Origin of the sequence: Mycolicibacterium lutetiense (assembly GCF_017876775.1) — a bacterium.
Classification (GTDB): domain Bacteria; phylum Actinomycetota; class Actinomycetes; order Mycobacteriales; family Mycobacteriaceae; genus Mycobacterium; species Mycobacterium lutetiense.
This window is the reverse complement of record NZ_JAGIOP010000002.1, coordinates 4,259,804-4,279,609: the sequence shown is the minus strand read 5'-3', so window position 1 is coordinate 4,279,609 and position 19,806 is coordinate 4,259,804. Positions and strand designations below refer to the sequence as shown.

The window sequence follows — 19,806 nt, the reverse complement described above, 5'->3', positions numbered from 1 at the left end:
CCGCTCGCGGTGAGGCGGGACTCAAACCGAGAGAACCGCGTCCAGCGCGGAGTAGAACAACCCGAGCCCGTCGTCGGACGGTCCGGTCAATGCCTCGGTGGCATGTTCGGGGTGCGGCATCAGGCCGACGACGCGACGGTTTTCCGAGCACACTCCGGCGATGCCGCGCATCGAACCGTTGAGGTTCTCGCGGTAACGGAAGACCACCCGGTCCTCGCCCTCGAGTTCGTCGAGCACGGCCTCGGAGGCGACGTACCGACCCTCGCCCGACTTCAGCGGGATGAGCAGATCGGCACCGGCGTCGTACCGCGTCGTCCACGCGGTGGTGTTGGAGGCGACCTCCAGCCACACGTCGCGGCAGATGAAATGCAGGCCGGCGTTGCGGGTCAGCGCACCCGGCAGGAGCCCGGCCTCGCACAGCACCTGGAAGCCGTTGCAGATGCCGAGGACCGGCATGCCCTTGCCCGCGGCTTCCACGACCGAACCCATGACGGGGGCGAACTTCGCGATCGCCCCGCAGCGCAGGTAGTCACCGTAGGAGAAGCCGCCGGGCACGACGACCGCGTCGACACCCTTCAGGTCGGCGTCGGCGTGCCAGAGACTGACCGCCTCGGCCCCGGCCAGACGTACCGCTCGGGCCGCGTCGACGTCGTCGAGCGTCCCGGGAAAGGTGATCACCCCGACACGGGTGCTCACGAGCCCTCCCGGCTCACGGAAAAGTCCTCGATAACCGTGTTGGCCAGCAGAGACTCCGCGATCTCGGCCAGGGTTTCGTCGGCTACGGAGTCGTCGACTTCGAGCTCGAAACGCTTACCTTGCCGGACGTCCGCGATACCACCATGTCCGAGCCGACCAAGTGCCCCGACGATCGCCTGCCCCTGAGGGTCGAGGATCTCCGCCTTCGGCATGACGTGCACAACCACCTTTGCCACGGCGCACACTCTACCGGCACGACCCTATGTAGGCCGTGCACAGTGGGTCGGCCAGCGCATCGAGCACCTGGCGATCGGATGGCGCCGGCCATGGAACCTGCTTCGGCGTGCTCGACCACATGGCCAGCTCCACCACGGTGCTGTTGTTCGGGTCGGCGAACAGATACTGGTGCAGCACCCTGGTGTTGCCGAAGTTCATCGCCGCCACCAGCTGCCCGGGCCGGTCGGTGGTGACCGATGTCCCGACCCCCGGACAGGCGCGCAGCGCACCGCCCGCCCCCTGTACCACCGCGAGCGCGGTCTGACCGCCCTGCCATGTCTCGCCGCGCCAATGGATCACCTGGACGCGCAGTTGCCAGTGCCCGTCGCGGTGGGAGACCTCAGACCGTGCCGCGACGGCGTAGCCGCGCGGGTCACCGGGCACGAGCGGCGACCCACATTCCTCCTCGACGCGGAAGCGCGGTGCCACGGCTGTCACGGCCAGGCCGGCCAGTCCGGGCCAGTTGTACTCGCGGTCCAGCGGGAGTTTCGAGGTGTCCACCCACGCCGAATCCGGAATGCGGTCACACAGCGGCGGGCAGTCGGCGCTGGGCTCCGACCAAGCCGAAGGTGGCGCTGCGGCCAGCCCGCAGAGCACGATCGACATCGCCACGATCACCCGCCATAGCCTCACCGAGCGTCACAATATAGGGATGCAACTCACGCATTTCGGACATTCGTGCCTACTGGCCGACATTTCGGACACCACGGTGCTGTTCGACCCGGGCACCTTCTCGCACGGTTTCGAAGGCATCACCGGCTTGTCGGCGATCCTGATCACCCACCAGCACCCGGACCACGCCGATGTCGCCCGGCTGCCGGCGCTCATCGAGGCCAACCCGCAGGCGGCGCTGTACGCCGATCCGCAGACCGCCGCCCAGCTGGGCGAGCCGTGGCAGGCGGTGCATCCCGGGGATGCGTTCCGGGTCGGTTCGCTGAATGTGCGCGGGACCGGTGGCCGGCATGCGGTGATCCATCCCGAAATCCCGGTGATCGACAACATTTCGTACCTGCTGGGCGACGACGAGCATCCGGCCCGGCTCATGCATCCGGGGGACGCGCTGTTCGTCCCCGGCGAACCGGTCGATGTGCTGGCCACCCCGGCGGCCGCCCCGTGGATGAAAATCTCGGAGGCCGTTGACTTCCTGCGCGCGGTCGCCCCGACCCGGGCGGTGCCGATCCATCAGGGAATCATCGAGCCGAATGCGCGGGGCATCTATTACGGACGTCTCTCCGAGATGACGAAGACCGACTTCCAGGTGCTGACCGAGGAAAACGGCACGCAATTCTGAGTCAGGTCAGGCGATGTCGCCGGCCGCACCTCGCCCGGCGGCCCGACCGGAGAAGATGCAGCCGCCCAGGAACGTGCCTTCCAGGGATCGGTAGCCGTGCACCCCGCCACCGCCGAATCCGGCCGCCTCACCCGCCGCGTACAGGCCGGCGAACGCGGTGCCGTCTTCCTTGAGCACCCGGGAATCCAGGTCGGTTTCCAAACCGCCCAAGGACTTTCGGGTCAGAATGTGCAGTTTGACGGCGATCATCGGACCGGCCTTGGGGTCGGTGAGCGGATGCGGGGCGACGACGCGGGTGAACCGGTCACCGAGGTAACTGCGGGCCGCTCGGATCGCGGTCACCTGTCCGTCTTTGGTGAATCTGTTGACGACCTCGCGGTCCCGTGCGGTGACCTCGGCGGCCACCGTGGCGTAGTCGAGTTCCAGCACGTCGGGCACGTCGTTCATCGCGGCCACCAACTCGCGAAGCGAACGCGCGCTGACGAAGTCGACGCCACGATCGACGAATGCCTGCACCGGGGCCGGGGCGCCGGGTTTCACCCGGGCCAGAATGTCACGCACGCTGCGGGAGGTGAGGTCGGGGTTCTGCTCCTGGCCGGACAGCGCGAACTCCTTGGCGATGATCCGCGCGTCGAGGATGAACCAGGTGTAGTCCTGCCCGGTACGGCAGATGTGTTCGAGCGTGCCGAGCGTGTCGAAGCCGGGGTACAGCGGTCCGGGAAGTCGTTTTCCGTTGGCGTCCAACCACAATGATGACGGCCCGGGCAGGATGCGGATCCCGTGGTCGGGCCAGATCGGATCGTAGTTGGTGATGCCTTCGGTGTAGTGCCACATCCGGTCGCTGTTGATGACGTGGCCGCCGGCGGTCTCGGCGATGCCGATCATGCGTCCGTCGACGTGCGCGGGTACCCCGCTGAGCAGTTGCTCGGGCACCCGGCCCATGCGGGCCGGCCAGTTCTTGCGCACCAGATCGTGATTGCCACCGATGCCACCGCTGGCCACGATCACGGCCGATGCGCGGAACTCGAACTCTCCGATGATGTTTCGCGTTGACGGTGCCCCGCGAGGCGCGTCGGAGGGTTCCAGCACCGAACCCCGGACGCCGACGACGGCGCCGTCGGAGATGACGAGTTCATCGACGCGGTGCCGGTGGGCGAATCGCACCCGGGGTTCGTCGACCAACCGGCGGGCGAAGACATCGACGATCGCCGGGCCGGTCCCCCAGGTGATGTGGAAACGCGGCACCGAGTTGCCGTGCCCCAGCGCCCCGTAGCCACCCCGCTCGGCCCACCCGACCAACGGGAAGGTCTGCAGCCCCCGGGCCCGCAACCAACTGCGTTTCTCCCCGGCGGCGAAGTCGACGTAAGCGTGCGCCCACTCCCGGGGCCAGTGATCCTCGGGTCGGTCGAAACCGGCGGTGCCCAGCCAGTCCTGCAGCGCCAGCTCCTGGCTGTCGCGGATGCCGAGCCGGCGTTGTTCGGGGCTGTCGACGAAGAACAGGCCACCGAACGACCAGAATGCCTGACCGCCCAGGTTCTCCGCGTTCTCCTGATCGACGATCAGGACACGGAGGCCCCGATCGGCGAGCTCACATGCGGCGACCAATCCGGCCAGACCCGCCCCCACGACAATGACATCGGCGTCTGCCATGAGACGCAACACTAGCCCTTGTCAGGCGGCCTCGGTCAGTACCGAAGATCCTCGCCACCGGTAAACGGTGGGCACGCATCGGTGCAGCAAAGCCAGGTCGATCGCGTCGAGCATCGCCTGGCGCGGGCCGGGCTTGCGCAGGTGCCGCGCAGCAACGGCGACCCGCACCGTGCCTTCGCGCCGCGCAGTGCGCTCAGCGGCGAGCACCACGGTCCGGCACCACCACGGCTCGGACAAAAATCCTTCGCCGATACCCACGACCCGCGCTCTCGTCGTGGTCTGTCGAACCAGGTCGGTGATGCCGTTGAGGTCGGCGAACAGTCGAAAGCCGTTGCGCGGCAATGCGGTCACGGTGCCCTGCGAAATGGTCCAGCCGGGTGCGGCAAACAATCGGGTACGCAGGCCCAGGTGTTCGAGCACCCGGTCGGCACCCATCAACCGCAGGTTGGCCTCATGGGCGGGCAACGAAGCGAACTCGCCGCGACGCTTCTTGGTCGCGGCCTCGTCGTAGCCGTGGAGCACGATGGCGTCACCGCCGCTGCGTCGCCGGGCCAGCCATTCCACCGTGTCGGCATCGCGGTCCAACCGGTAGCCGCCTTTGAGCCGCGGCGCCACCATCATCGAGGCGGGAACGCCGCGGGTATCGAGCTCGGCGCAGAACGACTCGACATCGGCCAGCGTGCGATCGCTGAGCTGCGAGATCGAGACGATGAGTTGTCCGGTCACGCTGCCAGTGTGGCAACGTCACATTTCGGGACGGTGTCGAACACTCTGACGCCGAGTGTCCATTGGGCTAGCCCTTCGGTCAGGCCGGCAGGACCGCTTCGATCGCCGCGATCACCTCGGGTGCATCCGGCTCGGTGCGGGGGCGGAACCGGTGGGCCACCGTTCCGCCCGGGGCGAGCAGAAACTTCTCGAAGTTCCACTGGATGTCCCCGGCGTCCCCGGCGGCGTCGGCGGCTTGGGTCAGCTCGGAGTAGAGCGGGTGGCGGTCGGTGCCGTTGACATCGGTCTTGGCCAGCAACGGGAACGTCACGCCATAGGTGGACGAGCAGAACGTCTGGATCTCTTCGGCGCTGCCCGGCTCCTGGCCCATGAACTGGTTGCAGGGCACCCCGATGACGGTCAGCCCGCGCGCAGCGTAATCCTGGGCGAGCTTCTCCAGCGCGCTGTACTGCGGCGTCAACCCACACTTGGACGCCACGTTGACCACCAGCGCTGCGCCGGTTGCCAACTCGGCCAACGTCGTCGGCGTGCCATCGAGAGTGGTCAGCGGAATCTCGTTGAGGCTCATGTGCGCAAAGCTACCGGACCTCGGCGTCGAACAGGATCGCGGCCAGCCCTTCCACCTTGGCGATCGGATCGCCCGCGGTGTCGATCGCGTCGTTGAGCCACAACATCGAGAAGCCGTGCACCAGGGACCATGCGGCCAGGGCGGCACCTTCCGGGTCGGCGGCGGCCTTGGGGTCGGCCAGGGTGGCAACCCCGCGGTTCAGTTCGGCTCCGGCGGCCGACGCGGCGGCCACCAGTTCGGCATCGGTGTCGTCGTAGAGCGACTTGTCGAACATCACCTCGTAGTGGCCGGGATGGGCGAGGGCGAAGCGCACATAGGCCTTGGCTGCCTCGATGAACTGTGGCCTGGCCTCCGTCAGGGCTGCGGCCAGCAGCTGAAACCCTTCGGTGGCCAGGGCGGTGAACAACCCGCGTCGATCGGTGAAGTGGTGCGCGGGGGCGGCGTGCGAGACGCCTGCGGCCCGCGCGAGTTCGCGTAGCGAGATGCCGTCGGCGCCGCGTTCGGCCACCAGGGTGGCGGCCTGCGCGAGGATCGCGGTCTTGAGGTCGCCATGGTGATAGCCCATGCGGGCCATCCTAATCCCTATATCTTGACAGCGACTAGATAGGGCGTAGCGTGTTCGATCTAGACACCGACAAGATTGGGGATGTGATGGTCGTCTTTCTGACTCTCATGCTGGGCAGCGCGGCCGCCAGGGCGATCGGCCTGTTGGGCGTGGACTACCTCGACAGTTGGCCCGAGGCAATCGCGGTCGGCCTGGCCGCGATGTTCGCCCTGACCGGCATCGCACACTTCGTGAACCCGTTGCGGCGCGACATGATCGCCATCGTGCCCCCGACGCTGCCCGCGCCGAGCACCTTGGTGACGGTCACCGGAGTGCTGGAACTGGCCGGCGCGGCAGGATTGCTCTATCCGCCCACCCGGGTGGCGGCGGCAGTCTGCCTGTTCCTGCTCATGCTGGCCATGTTTCCGGCCAACGTCTACGCGGCACGGATGCCGAATCCCCCGAAGTCGATGGCCTCGCGGTTAAGCGTCCGGACCGCCGAAGAGGCTGTCTACCTGGCCGCGGCCGTAGTTGTCGCGGTCGGCGGCAGCTAGCAACCAGGCGTACTGGAACGCAGCCTCCTTCCATCGCTCGTACCGACCGGACAGACCGCCGTGACCGGCCACCATCTCCGTCTTGAGCAGCACGGGATGACCGTCAGTCTTCGTATGACGCAGTGCAGCAACCCATTTTGCCGGTTCGACGTAATACACCCGGGTGTCATTGAGCGAGGTCATCGCCAGGATCGCCGGATAGTCCTGGGCCGCCACGTTCTCGTACGGCGTGTAGGCCTTCATGTAGCGGTACACCTCGGGGTCCTCCAACGGATTTCCCCACTCGTCCCACTCCGTCACCGTCAGCGGCAACGAGGGATCAAGAATGGTCGTCAGCGCGTCGACGAACGGCACCTGGGCCAGGATCCCGGCGAACAACTCCGGGGCCATGTTGGCCACCGCACCCATCAACAATCCACCGGCACTGCCACCGAGGGCCACCAGATTCTGCGGCCGGGTCACCCCGTCGTCAATGAGATGGCGTGCCGCCGCGATGAAATCGGTGAAGGTGTTGGTCTTCTCCAGCAGCTTGCCGTGCTCGTACCACGGCCGGCCCAATTCGCCGCCGCCGCGCACGTGCGCGATCACGAACACCATGCCCCGGTCGAGCAATGACAACCGGGCGATCGAGAACCGCGGATCCTCACACGACTCGTAGGCGCCGTAACCGTAGAGCAGCGCCGGCGCCGGGAACTGCAACCCGGCCCGGTGGATGATCGAGATCGGGACCCGCGCCCCGTCGGGGGCGGTCGCCCAATCCCGACGCTCCACATAGTCTTCCGGCCGGTAGCCGCCCAGCACCGGCTGCTCCCGCAGCAGGGTGCGCTCCCCGGTGGCCAGGTCGAGGTCGTAGATCCGCGCCGGAGTGATGAACGAGGTGGCGCCGATCCGCAACTTCGGCGCGGACCAGTTCGGGTTGCCGCCCATCCCTGCGGCGGTCAACTCGGAATCGAAGGTCAGCTCCTCGCGCGTGCCGTAGCCGTCGGCGGTGAGCGGCCACAGTGCCATCTTCGGCAATGCCTCACTGCGGTAACTGATCACGAGAAAACCGTCGAACGCATCGACACCGTCCAGCCGCACGTCCGGCTCGTGTTCGATCAGCATCCGGAAACTACTGGGATCACTGACCGGCGCGTCGACCAGCATGAAGTTCTCGGCGCCGTCGTTGTGCAGGATCAGGAACCGGTCCTCGCCCCCCACCACGGCGTGCTCGACGGAGTACTCCACCAGGTCGCGACGCTCCCAGACGGTGGTGAGCTCGGCGGTCGGGTCATTCGCATCGACATAGCGGACCTCGGTGGTGACCGCGCTACCCGACGCGACGAACAGGTATTTGTCGCTGCGGCTGCGTCCGATCGCGACCCAGAACCGTTCGTCGGGTTCGTGATACACCTTCTCGGCGGGCAGGCCCGAGGCCAGCCGGTGGCGCCACACGGTGTCGGGCCGCCAGGCGTCGTCCACCGTGGTGTAGTACAGCGTGCGACTGTCGGCGGCCCAGGTGCCGCCGCCGCCGATCCCGGCGATCGTGTCGTCGTAGAGCTCGCCGGTGCGTAAATCCCTGAACTTCATGGTGTATCGCTCGTCACCCAAGACGTCCACCGAATAGGCCAGGACATTGCCGTCCAGGCTCACCGTGGCCGCGCCGAGCGAGAAGTACTCGTGACCGTCGGCCTCGACATTCTCGTCGAGCAAGATCTGCTCACCGGGAATCTCGGCACCCTCGTCGAGCGCAGGCGGAGTCCAGTCGTCAGGGTCTCCGATCGGGCACCGACAGTGCACCGCGTACTGCTTGCCCTCGAAGCTGCGCGCGTAGTACCACCAGTCATTGCGGCGCATCGGCACCGAAAGGTCGGTTTCCTTGGTGCGGGCCTTGATCTCGTCGAAGATCTTCTGCCGCAACGGCTCCAGATGCCCGGTGGCGGCCTCGGTGTAGGCGTTCTCGGCCTCCAGGTGCGCGATCACCTCGGGGTTGTCCTTGTCCCGCAACCATTCGTAGGGGTCGATGAACACGTCGCCGTGGTGCTCACGGCGATGGTTGCCGCGTTTGGCGGCCGGCGGCTGTGCGGACTGTGTCATGCACCGATCCAATCTTCGAACCGCAGGCCCGAAATCCGTTCGTACGCCTCGATGTACCGGGCCCGGGTGGCGGCCACGATCTCGTCGGGCAGCGGCGGCGGCGCAGTGTCGCCGTGCCGGTCCCAGCCCGAGTCCGGCCCGGTCAGCCAGTTACGGACGAACTGCTTGTCGAAGCTGTCCTGGACCACACCCTGCCGATAGGTCTCGGCGGGCCAGTACCGAGACGAATCCGGGGTGAACACCTCATCGGCCAGCACCACGGTGCCGTGCTCATCGACTCCGAACTCGAACTTGGTGTCGGCGATGATGATGCCCTTGGTCAACGCATGGTCGGCACCTTGCAGGTAGGTCTGCAGCGTGCGTTCCTTCAGCTGGTCGGCCAGCTCCGGGCCGACCAGGTCGATCACGTGGGCGAACGTGATGTTCTCGTCATGCTCGCCGATGTCGGCCTTGGTGGCCGGCGTGAACAACGGCTCGTCGAACTTGCTCGCCTCCCCCAGGCCCGCCGGCAGCGGGATACCGCACACCGAACCCGACGCCTGATAGTCGAGCAGTCCCGAGCCGGTCAGGTAGCCACGGGCCACACATTCCACCGGCAGCATCTTCAGTCGCTTCACCACCAGCGCGCGGCCCAGCACCTCGGCCGGGATGCGCTCGTCGTCCGGCGGCCCGGCGAGATGGTTGGGCGCGCTGATCAGGTCGAAGAAAAACACGCTCATGGCCGTCAGGATCCGGCCCTTGTCCGGGATCTGCGAGTCGAGGATGTAGTCGTAGGCGGAGATCCGGTCACTCGCTACAAACAGCAGGTGCTCGTCGTCGATGCCGTACAACTCGCGGACTTTGCCGCTGGCCAGGTGCTGGTAGTCGGACAGAGCAGGGCGCATTGGGCCAGCCTATGTGTTGGGATCGGTCTCATGAGATCGCGGTACCTGCCCTATGCCAGCAGACCCGGCCGCTTGTTGGCCCAGTTGTTCAGCGACGTGGCCGTCCTCACCTGGACCGCGGTGTGGATATTGGTCGGGATGGCCGTGCATTCGGCCGTGTCGACCATCGCCGAGGTCGGCAGACAGGTCGAGAGCGGCGCCAACGGGATTGCTGACAACCTGGGCTCCGCCGGTGACAGCACCGACAGCGTTCCCCTGGTGGGCGACACCCTGAGCAAGCCGCTACGTGCGGCCAGCGAGGCCGCCCTCGATATCGCGGGCGCCGGCCACAGCCTCGACAGCACGGCGAGCTGGCTGGCGTGGGTGTTGGCCCTGGCGGTGGCCGCCGCGCCGATCCTGTTCGTGGCGATGCCCTGGCTATATCTGCGGGTGCGGTTCTTCCGGCGCAAGTGGACCGCGATCACCCTGGCCTCGACGGCCGCGGGGGAACAGCTGCTCGCGCTGCGCGCGCTGGCCAACCGGCCGCTGGCCAAGCTGACCGCGGTGTCCGATGACCCCGTCGGAGCGTGGCGTAGTCAAGACCCGCGCGCCATTCGCGGCCTGGCTGCCCTGGAGCTGCGATCGGCCGGCATGCGTCTGCGCCGCATCGACTGATTCCCCCAGTGATTTGTGCACCTCCGGTAACGGTGAGCGTTACCGGAGGTGCACAAATCACTGGCATGGGAACCGTTTGACCAGCCAGCCGCGTCCAATCGGATGTGCTTGAGAGCTATCTGCGCGACCATGACGGCGTCATCACGCTTGATCAAGCCGCGGAAGCGGGCTTGTCACGCCAGGCCGTATATCGCAGAGTGCGATCCGGACACTGGCTCCGCTGCGCACGCGGCGTCTACTTCGCCGACGATCGACCATTCACCGATGCCGCACGAACCAGAGTGGCGGTCTGGTCACTGGGCTCCCACGCAACAGCCAGCGGACTCGCCGCAGCATGGTGGCTCGGGGTCACGAAGTACGCACCCGAAACCATCGAGGTCACTGTCCCCAAAGTCAGCAACTTCCGGCAGCGGCACGCCGTCAAGATCCGTCGGCGCGACCTCGACCCCTGCGACGTCGTGGAACGCCGGGGCATGCGGGTGACGGCACTGCCGCTGACGGTCGTCGAAGCCGCTGCCCGGCGTGGTGGTGGCGCCAAACTCATGGACTCCGCGCTACAGCGCCACACCGAACTGCGTGACCTGTGGCGGGCGCACCTGCGCAACAAGGGCCGACACGGTTCGCCCGCTGCCCGCAGGCTGCTCCAGGCCGCGGCCGATGGAGCACGTTCGGAAGCCGAGCGGCTGTTGGTCAAGCTGCTCAGAGAAGCCCGGATCACCGGGTGGAAGGCCAACTACCGCCTGGGCCGATACGTGATCGACGTGGCCTTCCCCGCCGACAAGCTCGCGATCGAGACCGACGGCTGGGCGTTCCATCACGACCAGGAGGTGTTTCAGAAAGACCGGATCAAGCAGAACGAGATCGCGTTGATGGGCTGGCAGGTGCTGCGATTCACCTGGCTGGATCTCACGGAGTATCCGCAGCGGGTGATCGCCGAGATCCGTTTCGCTATCGAGTGCCGTTCAGGCGCCGCAGCCAGCTTCCGAACGGATGCCGCACGGTAACCGAACCCAACCGGACCCGGCCGCGCACGATGAGATGCAGCTGGTCTGACGGCGGGCTGGTGCGCACCTTCACCGTGGCGCTTCCCGCGACGGCGTCGACGCCGTTGACATCGGCGGTGGCCGACGCGGGCAGGATCAGCTCGGTTGAGCTGCAGTAGTCGTCGAGGACGATTTCCACCACCGGACCGGGCAGTACCGCCGAGGTGAAGTCGAGGGTCGTGCTGCACATCCGGCTTTTCAGGTGCAGAGCGGGCGCCACCGTCCACTGCCCCCGCCGCACGATCGACGACATCCAACCCTGCAGCATTTCCGGCGGACGCTGGGCTGCCGGTGCAGTCATGGGCAGATCAGCCATCACCATGCTCAGCTCGCCGCGGGTGCGGGCAGCCAGTGCGGAGTCGTAGCGCTCGCTGAACTCGTCGAGCGTGATCAAGCCCTCGGCCACCGCGCGTTCGAGCAGTTGCCCTACCTGGGCGCGGTCAGCATCGGAGACTCGGAGGTGGTCATTCTGGCCGGAGTCCATGCTTCGAGGTTAGGCGAACGACGCGCCGGGTCACGATGACTACCACCAGCAGCCACGCCACGAACGCGATCCCGAAGAACACCTGCGAGACCACGATCAGTGCATCCCAACCGGTTTCGGTGGTCAACCCGAATGCGGTCACCGAGTACATGCCCAGCGGGAATACCGCGGGCCAGTCCAGCATCTGACGCCAGCTGGTGATCGCCAGGGGCAGGATCTGCACGGTGGCAACGACGAACGTCACGAAGGTGAGGCCTCGCACCGCATCGGCGATCGGGCCGGGAGGTAGCTCCACGTAGATGTGCTCACCGGCCAGTGTTGCGATGGCGGCGCCACCCATCAAGATCCAGTGATCGGGTGGGACGTTGCGCCGCACCTCCGAATCACCCAGCGCCCGCCACGCGATGAGCAGCGTCATCACGCCGTACAGGCATAAGGCGACGACCCAGAAGATGAACCCCCAGAACATGATTCCCTCAGCGACGAAGACGAGCGAAAGCCCGGACGTCCCGACGCTGGCCAGCTCCCAGGTGCCACGTGCGCGATCCCGCAGACCGATCGGGCCCAGCCGATGCATCCGCATCAGCAGCATCGGGATCAACGACATCCAGCCGACGAGACCCACTGCCCCCAGAATCCACAGCACCGGCCGATGCTCGGCGAATCGGGCGGCGACTACCGCGCACGCCGCGACGTAGGTGAACAATCCGACGATCGTGTCGATGTTGCGCAGATCGAAAGATCGCCGGCGGATCGCTGCCAGGTAAATCAGCACCGGCAGCCCGAGCGCCGCGAGCATCGCCAACGGCCAACTGATGACGCCGTAACCGTGCTGCCCGGCGGAGATCGACACAATGCCGGTCGCCATCACCGCGGCAAACGCCTCGGGTTTCACACCCCGAGCTCCACCACCAAATGGCGGATACCGGTGTGGCGGTTGCTGCGGGTCCATTCGGCGGGCGTGACCAACCGGGCGCTGCCGAAGCGCGTCAGCAGCTCCTCGAACAACACCCGTAACTCCAGCCGGGCCAGGTTGGCGCCCAGGCAGTAGTGGATGCCGAAGCCGAAACCCAAGTGCGGATTGGGTTTACGGGTGATGTCGAATACGTTCGCCCGCTCGAACACCAGCGAATCCCGGTTCGCCGAGCCCTCCCAGACCTGCACCTTCTGCCCCGGCTCGATGTCGCAGCCACCCAAGGTCACGGGCCGGGTTGCGGTGCGCCGCTTGGACGGTGAGGGCGAGGTCCAGCGCACCATCTCCTCGATCGCCGTGGGCAATTCCCCCAGGTCCTCGCGCAACAACGCCATCTGCGAGGGGTTTTCGATCAGCGCCAGCAGCCCGCCCGCCACCGAGTTACGGGTGGTCTCGGCGCCCGCACTGAACAGCAGGCTGAAGAACAGGTAGAGCTCCAGATCCGAGAGACAAGTATCGGAGGCGTTGGCCACCACGGACAGCATGTCGTCGGTCGGCTCGGCCCGCTTTGCCGCAATCAACTCGGAGCCGTAGGTGTACATCCGCGAGCCGGCCTCTTCGGCCGACATCTGCGGCATGGCCGCCGAGCGGGACCCGCCGAAGTCGAATTGGGGCTCGATCGCGTGGAACAGCCAATGTCGTTCGGATTCAGGAATTCCCAGCAGGATGCAGATCATCTGCATGGGCAGTTCGGCGGCCACGTCGACCAGGAAATCAAACCCGACGCCAGGTTCGACCCCGTCGAGCAACCGGCGGGTTCGGGCCCGCAGATCGTCTTCCACCCGCCGGATCATCCGCGGGGTCAGCCCGGAGCTGACCAGTCGGCGGATCTCGGAATGCCGCGGGTCGTCCATCATGTTGAGCACCTGCCCCGCGACGGCCAGGTCCTGCAGCAGCGTGCCGCCGTAGGGCCGCGACCCGCCCGTCACCGAGGAGTACGTGTCCGCGTCCCGCAGTACCGCAAGGGTTTCGGCGTGGGTGGCCACCGACCAGAAGCCCTCACCGTCCGGAGTGTGTTCCGTCGGCGAGTGCCAGTACACCGGGGATTCGCGCCGGTGTACAGCGAACAACTCGTGCGGGAAACCCGTAGCGAAATTGTCCAGATCGGTGAGGTCGGCCACCAACGTCACAAGATGGCGCCCGAGGTGTACTTGGCGGCCTCAGGGTAGCGGCTGACCAGGTCTTCGACGGCTGCGACGACCCCGTCGACCTGGGCCCCGGCCGCTCCGGTGAACGCCTGCTTGTCGGCCAACGCGGCCTCCAGCGCCACCCGGTCCAGCGGCAGCCGCGGGTCGGCGGCCAGGCGGTCCAGCAGGTCAGGCTCCAGCCCGCGCTCACGCATGGCCAACGCGACGGCGACGGCGTGCTCCTTGATCACCTCGTGTGCGGTTTCGCGGCCCACACCGGCCCGCACCGCGGCGATCAGGATGCGCGTGGTGGCCAGGAACGGCAGGTAGCGGTCCAGCTCGCGCTGGATCACTGCCGGATAGGCACCGAACTCGTCGAGCACGGTCAGGAATGTCTCGGTCTGCCCGTCGACAGCGAAGAACCCGTCGGGCAGGGCGACGCGGCGTACCACCGAGCAGAACACGTCGCCCTCGTTCCACTGCGCGCCGGCCAGTTCAGCGGCCATCGACGCGTAGCCGCGCAACACCACCTGCAGACCGTTGACCCGCTCACACGAGCGGGTGTTCATCTTGTGCGGCATGGCCGACGATCCGACCTGGCCGGGCGCGAAACCCTCGGTGACCAGTTCGTGGCCCGCCATCAGCCGGATCGTGTGCGCCAGCGACGACGGCCCGGCACCCACCTGCACCAGAGCCGAGAGCACATCGTGGTCGAGCGAGCGCGGGTACACCTGCCCAACGCTGGTGAAAACATCTGTGAAACCAAGGAATTCAGCGACCCGCCGCTCCAGCTCAGCCAATCGCGAGGTGTCCCCGCCGAACAGGTCGAGCATGTCCTGGGCGGTGCCCATCGGCCCCTTGATGCCGCGCAGCGGGTAGCGGTCGATCAGCTCACGCAGCCGGGTCAGGGCCAGCAGAGTCTCTTCGGCCGCCGAGGCGAACCGCTTACCCAGCGTGGTGGCCTGGGCGGCCACATTGTGCGACCGGCCCGCCATGACGACGTCGCGGTAGACGACGGAGCGCTCGGCCAGCCGGGCCACCACGGCGATGCCGTGGGCGAACACCAGTTCCAGCGAGCTACGGATCTGCAGCTGCTCGACGTTCTCGGTGAGGTCGCGGCTCGTCATGCCCTTGTGCACCTGCTCGTGGCCGGCCAGCGCATTGAACTCCTCGATGCGCGCCTTGACGTCGTGGCGGGTGACCCGCTCACGGGCCGCGATGGAGGCGAGGTCGACGTTCTCCAGGACCCGCTCGTAGTCGTCGATCACGCCGTCGGGCACCGGGACACCCAGCTCGGCCTGCGCACGGAGCACGGCGAGCCAGAGTCGGCGTTCGGCGACGATCTTGGCCTCCGGCGACCAGATCGCGACCATTTCGTCGCTGGCGTAGCGGTTGGCCAGAACATTCGGGATCGTCACGAACACACAGCTTACGGCCCGGGCCGGGGTACCAATGAGACAGTGGACGGATGTACTTCGTCGGGCTCGACCTTGCGTGGGGCGAGAAGAATCAGACGGGTGTCGCTGTCATCGACGCCAGTGGCCGGGTCCTTCACGTTGGCGTGGCGCAGGACGACGACGATATCGGGGCTGCGATCGAGCCCTACATCAGCGGCGACTGCCTGGTCGCCATCGATGCGCCGCTCATCGTGAAGAACCCGACGGGCCACCGGCCGTGCGAGCGGGACCTCAACCGGGACTTCCAGCGGTTCGACGCCGGGGCCCGCCCGGCCTTCACCGAGCGGCCCGAGTTCAAGCATCCGCGTGGCGCGCGTATCGCGTCGGCGCTGGGTCTCGACATGGATCCGTCGTCGTCGTCGAACCGACGGGCCATCGAGGTCTATACGCACCCGGCGAGCGTCGTGCTGTTCGGGCTCGACAAGACCCTGAAGTACAAGCGCGGCGCGTTCGACGACCGGCAGCGCGAACTGCTCAGGTTGATGACGTTCATCGAGGAACTCGACACTGCGACGCCGCGGTTGCGGGCGAACCGCAATGTCAACTGGGTGGAACTGCGCAAGCGGATCGAGGCCGCCACCCGGCCGGGCCAACTCGACCGCGACGAGGATCCTGTCGATGCCATGCTCTGCGCCTACATCGCCCTGTACTGGTACCACCGGCCCGAGGACGTGACGATCTACGGCGACTTCGCCTCGGGCTACATCCTCACCCCGTCCCTTCCTCCCGACCGGCTCCCCCGACCGCGGTCGGCACCGGTGCGGCAGGCGGCACCCTCGACGGCGGTGGCCGAGTACGCTTCCCGGCGCCCGGACCTGGTGGCTGCCACCGAGCAGTACCTGAAGCTGGTTACCGGGCTGCTCGATGACGCGGGTATCAACTACCTGAGCATCACGGCCCGCACCAAGAGCATCGATTCGTTCGCCGCGAAAGCCGGCCGCCCCGCCGCCGACGGCACCCCGATGTACAGCGATCCCCTGGTGGAGATCACCGATCAGGTGGGCCTGCGGGTCATCACCTATCTGCGTGAGGACGTCGACGCGGTGGCCAACCTGCTGGCCGAGGAGATGCGCTTGCTCGACGACCAGGACATGGGTCTGCAGACGGCCCGTCAGGGCCGCTGGGGGTATGCGAGCCGGCATCTACTGTTCGGGGTCGAGGGCGAACAGTATCCGGCGTCCATCCAGGTGCGCACCGTGCTGCAGCATGCGTGGGCCGAGTTCGAGCATGACGTGCGGTACAAGGGTTCGATACCGGCCGAGCACGTCAGCGAGCTGGACCGTCGGTTCACGTTGGCGGCCGGGCTTCTGGAACTGGCCGACCGCGAGTTCACCGAGATCCGGGAACGACTGCGGCTGACCATGACCGAAGGGGAGGAGGACGAGTCCCCGGGGTTTTCCAGGGATTCACGCATCGCCACCCCGGTGCTGGCCACCTATCTGGGCAACCGTTTCGCCGACGCCGGCTGGTCCCGGACCGACCACTACGGCTGGATCTCGGGGCTGCTGCTTGAGCTGGGCATCACTTCGCTGGAAGCGCTTACCGGCGTGCTGGATTCGGTGGACACCGACGAGCTCAACCGGCTGATGGGCTACCGGTACCCGCCGGGTGCGGTGCGTCGCCTCGACGATGCCCTGCTCGCGGTGTTCGGCGACCGCTACCTCGGCCTCGACGGCAATTCGCACCGGGCCGCGTTGCTGCAGAACCGGATTCAGAAGCTGCGCACCGAACCCTAGGGCGCGTCGCCGAGGTGGGTGGGGTCGGTGATGCCGGCCCCGTGGATGCCGAGTTGCCGGTTGATCACCATGGTGATGCCGAACAGTACGACGCCGGTGGCGACGAGCGCCAGGGCCAGGAAGTACTGCTCCGGCGGCCGTCCCGAGGTGGGCAGCACCAGATACAGGGACGCAACGAAGCCGACGACCGGTAGCGCGGTCGGAGTCTTGAAGTGGCCGCCCTCTTTTTGGACATCGCGGCGCAGCACCAGCACCGCCACGTTGACCACCGAGAAGACCGCGAGCAGCAGCAGGGACGTGGTGCCGCCGAGGATCGCGACGGTGTCTCCACTAGCAAACGCCGACACGTAGAAGATGAGTCCGAACGCGATGATGGTGGTGAACATGATGGCCACCCAAGGCGTGTGGCGCTTCGGATGCACCACACCGAGCATCGGCGGCAATACATGCTGACGGGCCATGCCGTAGATCAACCGACTGGCCATCAGCATGTTGATCAACGCGGTATTGGACACCGCGAACATCGAGATGATCGGCAGGATGTTGGAGAACGGGAGCCCCGGCGCGGCGGCTTCCATCACCTTCACCAGCGGGGACGAGTCGGACTCGGCAAGTGTTCCGACCGGCACCAGTGCGACCGCGATGATGGCCACGACAACGTAGACCACGCCGGCGATACCCAGACCGGTCAACAACACCTTCGGGAAGATCCGCACCGGATCCTTGGTCTCCTCGGCCATGTTGACCGAGTCCTCGAATCCGACCATCGCGAAGAACGCCAGCGACGTCGCTGCGGTAACGGCGATGAAGGCGTTCTTCTCGCCGGAGGTGTCGAAGGCGACGACGCGGGAGAAGTCGACATCCACCCCGCTGAAGATGGCCCACAGTCCCACCACGATCACGATCACCAGGCCGGCGATCTCGATGAACGTCAGAACCACGTTCAGCTTGACGCTTTCGCTGACCCCTCGCAGATTCACCGCGGCGATCAGTGCCATGAACAGCAGAGCCAGCAGGACGACTCCGACCACTTTGAGGCTGGCCACGTGATCGGTGTAGAACTGCCCGAGGTTGATCTCGATCGCATCGAAAAAGCTGATCGCGAAGAACCTCGAAGCCGTTGAGGCCGAGGTGATTCCGGAGCACATCACGATGAAGGCCACCAGGAACGTGATGAACTGGACGCCAAATGCCTTGTGCGCGTAGAGCGCTGCACCGGCCGCCTGTGGATACTTGGTGACCAGCTCCAGATAGCTGAATGCGGTGATGGTGGCGATCACGAACGCCGCGAGGAAGGGAAGCCAGGCTGCGCCGCCGACTTCCTTGGCGACCTGCCCCGTCAATGCGTACACCCCGGTGCCGAGGATGTCGCCGACGACGAACAGCAGTAACAGTCCGGGCCCCATTACCCGCTTGAGCTGTGGCTGCGCCGCGGTTGCGGGTTGCGACATTCCCCCTCCTTCACCGGTCAGACGCGTACCACCCGCTCGTCGACGGGCGCCAACACGTCGATGACGTCGATCAGTGTGGCCCTGGCGTTTGCCCTGGGCCCCTCCCCTTCGTCGCCCAACGATGCCACAACTGCTCCGTCGACGGCACACACCAGGGCGGTGAGCAGTTCGGACCGCACCGAGCGGCCCGAGCGTTCCACCACCTCGACGACAGCGTCGGTGCGCTGTTGCAGGATGCGGCGCTGGATGTCGCGCAAGCCGGGTTGGCGGGCGCACGCGATGTAGCGCTCGTAGCGCGAGATCAACTCCTCGGTGCCGCGCCGTTCCGGAGATTCGCCGAGCAACAAATCGACAAGGACGTCTGCGGTCGATTCGGCACCGCGGCGGCGCCGCGAGAGCGCAGCTACGCCGGCGGTGAGTTGTTCGGCTTCCTGGGTCCCGATGTATTCGACAGCCTTCGCGATGAGGTCGTCCAGTGAAGAGAAGTAGTACGTCGTCGAGGCCAGCGGGAGGCCCGCCCGACGCGCCACGGCACGGTGCCGGACGGCGTCGAAACCGCCCTCACAGAGCAATTCAGCGGCCGCCCTGACGAGGGCGTACCGCCGACGCTCCCCCTTAGGGGTGACCGCTGCCGTCACCTTTAGCATCGTGCCAGTCGACCCCCCTCCACATGAGTCTTTCGGTCAATCATCAGGCTTTACTCAGGTTTTGCTGGCGGGTCGGCAATGCCGCCAGAATGCCACTGACCAATGCCTTTGTCGGGCGATGGCAAGATGGCCCGCATGCCCAACTTGAGCCGTCGCGCCGTCCTGCGCCTCGGCGTCGGTGCGGCCGCCGGCGCCGCCGGCGCTGTTGCCCTCGCCTCCGCCCCGGGTTCGGTGGCCAGCCCCGTCGCAGCGCCCACGATGTCGAGCGGCTCGTTCAGCTCGGCCGCACGCGGCGGAACGAACACCAGTTGGGCCATCGCGCGCCCGCCCGGCCAAACCGGCAAACTCCGTCCGGTCATCGCCCTGCACGGCAAAGGACAGGACGCCGCCGGCGTGATGGCCGGTGGAGTCGAGCAGGGACTGGCCGAGGCCGTGGCCGCCGGGCTGCCCCCGTTCGCGGTGGTCGCCGTCGACGGTGGCGGAAGTTATTGGCACAAACGTGCATCCGGTGAGGACTCGGGCGCAATGGTGCTCGGCGAGCTGATCCCGATGCTCGGCGATCAGGGCCTGGACACCTCGCGGGTGGGCTTCCTGGGCTGGTCGATGGGCGGTTACGGCGCACTGCTGCTGGGTTCGCGACTCGGGCCGGCGCGCACCGCCGCGATCTGTGCGGTCAGCCCCGCGCTGTGGACGTCCCCGGGTGCCGCAGCGCCCGGAGCCTTCGACAGCGCCTCGGATTACGCCGCCAACAGCGTCTGGGGCCAGCCCGCGTTGGGATCGATTCCGATCCGGATCGATTGCGGCAACAGTGATCCGTTCTATTCGGCCACCAAACAGTTCATCTCTGAACTGCCCAATCCCCCGGCCGGCGGCTTCTCCCCCGGTGGGCACGACGGCAGCTTCTGGAGTTCGCAGCTGCCCGCCGAGATCTCCTGGATGGCCCCGCTGTTGGTCGCCTGACCCCGGTGG

General features: G+C 66.9%; 21 protein-coding genes. 6 read left to right on the top strand and 15 right to left on the bottom strand.

The genetic code is table 11. The annotated features are described in order from the left end of the window. Nucleotides 1-21: 21 nt before the first annotated feature. The 3 genes from purQ to JOF57_RS29745 are packed head-to-tail and all read right to left on the bottom strand — an operon-like array spanning nt 22 to nt 1,578. The gene (purQ, locus tag JOF57_RS29755) at nt 22-696 is read right to left on the bottom strand and encodes a phosphoribosylformylglycinamidine synthase subunit PurQ (RefSeq protein ID WP_019346115.1); all 675 of its coding nucleotides are present in this window, start codon (nt 694-696) and stop codon (nt 22-24) included. Further along, nucleotides 693-932 (bottom strand): phosphoribosylformylglycinamidine synthase subunit PurS, encoded by a 240-nt coding sequence (gene purS, locus JOF57_RS29750; protein ID WP_163667488.1) that lies wholly within the window; start codon nt 930-932, stop codon nt 693-695. The genes purQ and purS overlap by 4 nt, the downstream gene beginning before the upstream one ends. A 10-nt stretch (nt 933-942) precedes the next feature. Beyond that, nucleotides 943-1,578 carry an ATPase gene (locus JOF57_RS29745; protein WP_209923836.1) on the bottom strand — a complete coding sequence of 212 codons (636 nt, stop codon included), beginning with the start codon at nt 1,576-1,578 and terminating at the stop codon, nt 943-945. 46 nt (nt 1,579-1,624) lie between these two features. Here JOF57_RS29745 and JOF57_RS29740 point away from each other — a divergent pair, with 46 nt between their 5' ends. Next, a complete protein-coding gene (locus JOF57_RS29740; protein WP_209923057.1) occupies nt 1,625-2,263 on the top strand; it encodes an MBL fold metallo-hydrolase in 639 nt (212 codons plus the stop codon). 6 nt (nt 2,264-2,269) lie between these two features. Here the strand turns inward: JOF57_RS29740 and JOF57_RS29735 are convergent, their stop codons facing one another. The 4 genes from JOF57_RS29735 to JOF57_RS29720 form a co-directional block, all read right to left on the bottom strand. Then, the gene (locus tag JOF57_RS29735) at nt 2,270-3,913 is read right to left on the bottom strand and encodes an FAD-binding dehydrogenase (RefSeq protein ID WP_209923055.1); all 1,644 of its coding nucleotides are present in this window, start codon (nt 3,911-3,913) and stop codon (nt 2,270-2,272) included. A 21-nt stretch (nt 3,914-3,934) separates the two neighbouring features. Next, nucleotides 3,935-4,639 carry a DUF2334 domain-containing protein gene (locus JOF57_RS29730; RefSeq protein WP_209923053.1) on the bottom strand — a complete coding sequence of 235 codons (705 nt, stop codon included), beginning with the start codon at nt 4,637-4,639 and terminating at the stop codon, nt 3,935-3,937. Between the two features lie 79 nt (nt 4,640-4,718). Then, on the bottom strand, nt 4,719-5,207 hold the full coding sequence (locus JOF57_RS29725; RefSeq protein WP_209923051.1) for a glutathione peroxidase: 489 nt from the start codon (nt 5,205-5,207) through the stop codon (nt 4,719-4,721). A 10-nt stretch (nt 5,208-5,217) separates the two neighbouring features. After that, the gene (locus JOF57_RS29720; protein ID WP_209923049.1) at nt 5,218-5,772 is read right to left on the bottom strand and encodes a TetR/AcrR family transcriptional regulator; all 555 of its coding nucleotides are present in this window, start codon (nt 5,770-5,772) and stop codon (nt 5,218-5,220) included. Between the two features lie 86 nt (nt 5,773-5,858). On the opposite strand from JOF57_RS29720, the gene JOF57_RS29715 reads away from it, so the two are divergent. Next, entirely contained in the window at nt 5,859-6,305 is a 447-nt protein-coding gene (locus tag JOF57_RS29715; protein ID WP_209923835.1) for a DoxX family protein, read from the top strand. On the opposite strand, the gene JOF57_RS29710 is transcribed toward JOF57_RS29715, so the two are convergent. Both JOF57_RS29710 and JOF57_RS29705 read right to left on the bottom strand, forming a co-directional pair. Then, nucleotides 6,234-8,381 carry a S9 family peptidase gene (locus JOF57_RS29710; RefSeq protein WP_209923047.1) on the bottom strand — a complete coding sequence of 716 codons (2,148 nt, stop codon included), beginning with the start codon at nt 8,379-8,381 and terminating at the stop codon, nt 6,234-6,236. The genes JOF57_RS29715 and JOF57_RS29710 overlap by 72 nt on opposite strands. Further along, the gene (locus tag JOF57_RS29705) at nt 8,378-9,265 is read right to left on the bottom strand and encodes a phosphoribosylaminoimidazolesuccinocarboxamide synthase (protein WP_209923045.1); all 888 of its coding nucleotides are present in this window, start codon (nt 9,263-9,265) and stop codon (nt 8,378-8,380) included. The genes JOF57_RS29710 and JOF57_RS29705 overlap by 4 nt, the downstream gene beginning before the upstream one ends. A gap of 30 nt (nt 9,266-9,295) precedes the next feature. Between JOF57_RS29705 and JOF57_RS29700 the strand changes: the two genes are divergently transcribed. Next, nucleotides 9,296-9,919 (top strand): hypothetical protein, encoded by a 624-nt coding sequence (locus tag JOF57_RS29700; RefSeq protein WP_209923043.1) that lies wholly within the window; start codon nt 9,296-9,298, stop codon nt 9,917-9,919. Between the two features lie 104 nt (nt 9,920-10,023). Continuing rightward, on the top strand, nt 10,024-10,923 hold the full coding sequence (locus JOF57_RS29695) for a type IV toxin-antitoxin system AbiEi family antitoxin domain-containing protein (protein WP_209923041.1): 900 nt from the start codon (nt 10,024-10,026) through the stop codon (nt 10,921-10,923). Here JOF57_RS29695 and JOF57_RS29690 read toward each other — a convergent pair. Genes JOF57_RS29690 through purB form a run of 4 tightly spaced genes read right to left on the bottom strand, consistent with a single transcriptional unit; the run spans nt 10,868 to nt 14,964 of the window. After that, on the bottom strand, nt 10,868-11,446 hold the full coding sequence (locus tag JOF57_RS29690) for a DUF1707 SHOCT-like domain-containing protein (protein WP_209923039.1): 579 nt from the start codon (nt 11,444-11,446) through the stop codon (nt 10,868-10,870). The two genes, JOF57_RS29695 and JOF57_RS29690, sit on opposite strands and share 56 nt — an antisense overlap. Beyond that, nucleotides 11,427-12,341, bottom strand: coding sequence for a tellurite resistance/C4-dicarboxylate transporter family protein (locus JOF57_RS29685; RefSeq protein ID WP_307870124.1), 915 nt, complete (start codon nt 12,339-12,341; stop codon nt 11,427-11,429). Before JOF57_RS29685 ends, JOF57_RS29690 begins: the two co-directional genes overlap by 20 nt. After that, complete coding sequence (locus JOF57_RS29680) at nt 12,338-13,543, bottom strand: cytochrome P450 (RefSeq protein WP_209923834.1); 1,206 nt, start codon at nt 13,541-13,543, stop codon at nt 12,338-12,340. The genes JOF57_RS29685 and JOF57_RS29680 overlap by 4 nt, the downstream gene beginning before the upstream one ends. 2 nt (nt 13,544-13,545) lie before the next feature. Then, nucleotides 13,546-14,964, bottom strand: coding sequence for an adenylosuccinate lyase (gene purB / locus JOF57_RS29675; RefSeq protein ID WP_209923035.1), 1,419 nt, complete (start codon nt 14,962-14,964; stop codon nt 13,546-13,548). Between the two features lie 50 nt (nt 14,965-15,014). On the opposite strand from purB, the gene relZ reads away from it, so the two are divergent. Beyond that, nucleotides 15,015-16,739, top strand: coding sequence for a bifunctional ribonuclease/(p)ppGpp synthase (gene relZ / locus JOF57_RS29670; protein ID WP_209923033.1), 1,725 nt, complete (start codon nt 15,015-15,017; stop codon nt 16,737-16,739). Here relZ and JOF57_RS29665 read toward each other — a convergent pair. Together JOF57_RS29665 and JOF57_RS29660 are read right to left on the bottom strand one after the other, a co-directional pair. Then, the gene (locus JOF57_RS29665) at nt 16,736-18,190 is read right to left on the bottom strand and encodes an APC family permease (RefSeq protein WP_209923031.1); all 1,455 of its coding nucleotides are present in this window, start codon (nt 18,188-18,190) and stop codon (nt 16,736-16,738) included. The two genes, relZ and JOF57_RS29665, sit on opposite strands and share 4 nt — an antisense overlap. A gap of 17 nt (nt 18,191-18,207) precedes the next feature. Beyond that, complete coding sequence (locus JOF57_RS29660; RefSeq protein WP_209923029.1) at nt 18,208-18,837, bottom strand: TetR/AcrR family transcriptional regulator; 630 nt, start codon at nt 18,835-18,837, stop codon at nt 18,208-18,210. 126 nt (nt 18,838-18,963) lie between these two features. Between JOF57_RS29660 and JOF57_RS29655 the strand changes: the two genes are divergently transcribed. Beyond that, nucleotides 18,964-19,797, top strand: a complete 834-nt coding sequence (locus tag JOF57_RS29655; RefSeq protein WP_209923833.1) for an alpha/beta hydrolase — start codon at nt 18,964-18,966, stop codon at nt 19,795-19,797. Nucleotides 19,798-19,806: the final 9 nt, after the last annotated feature.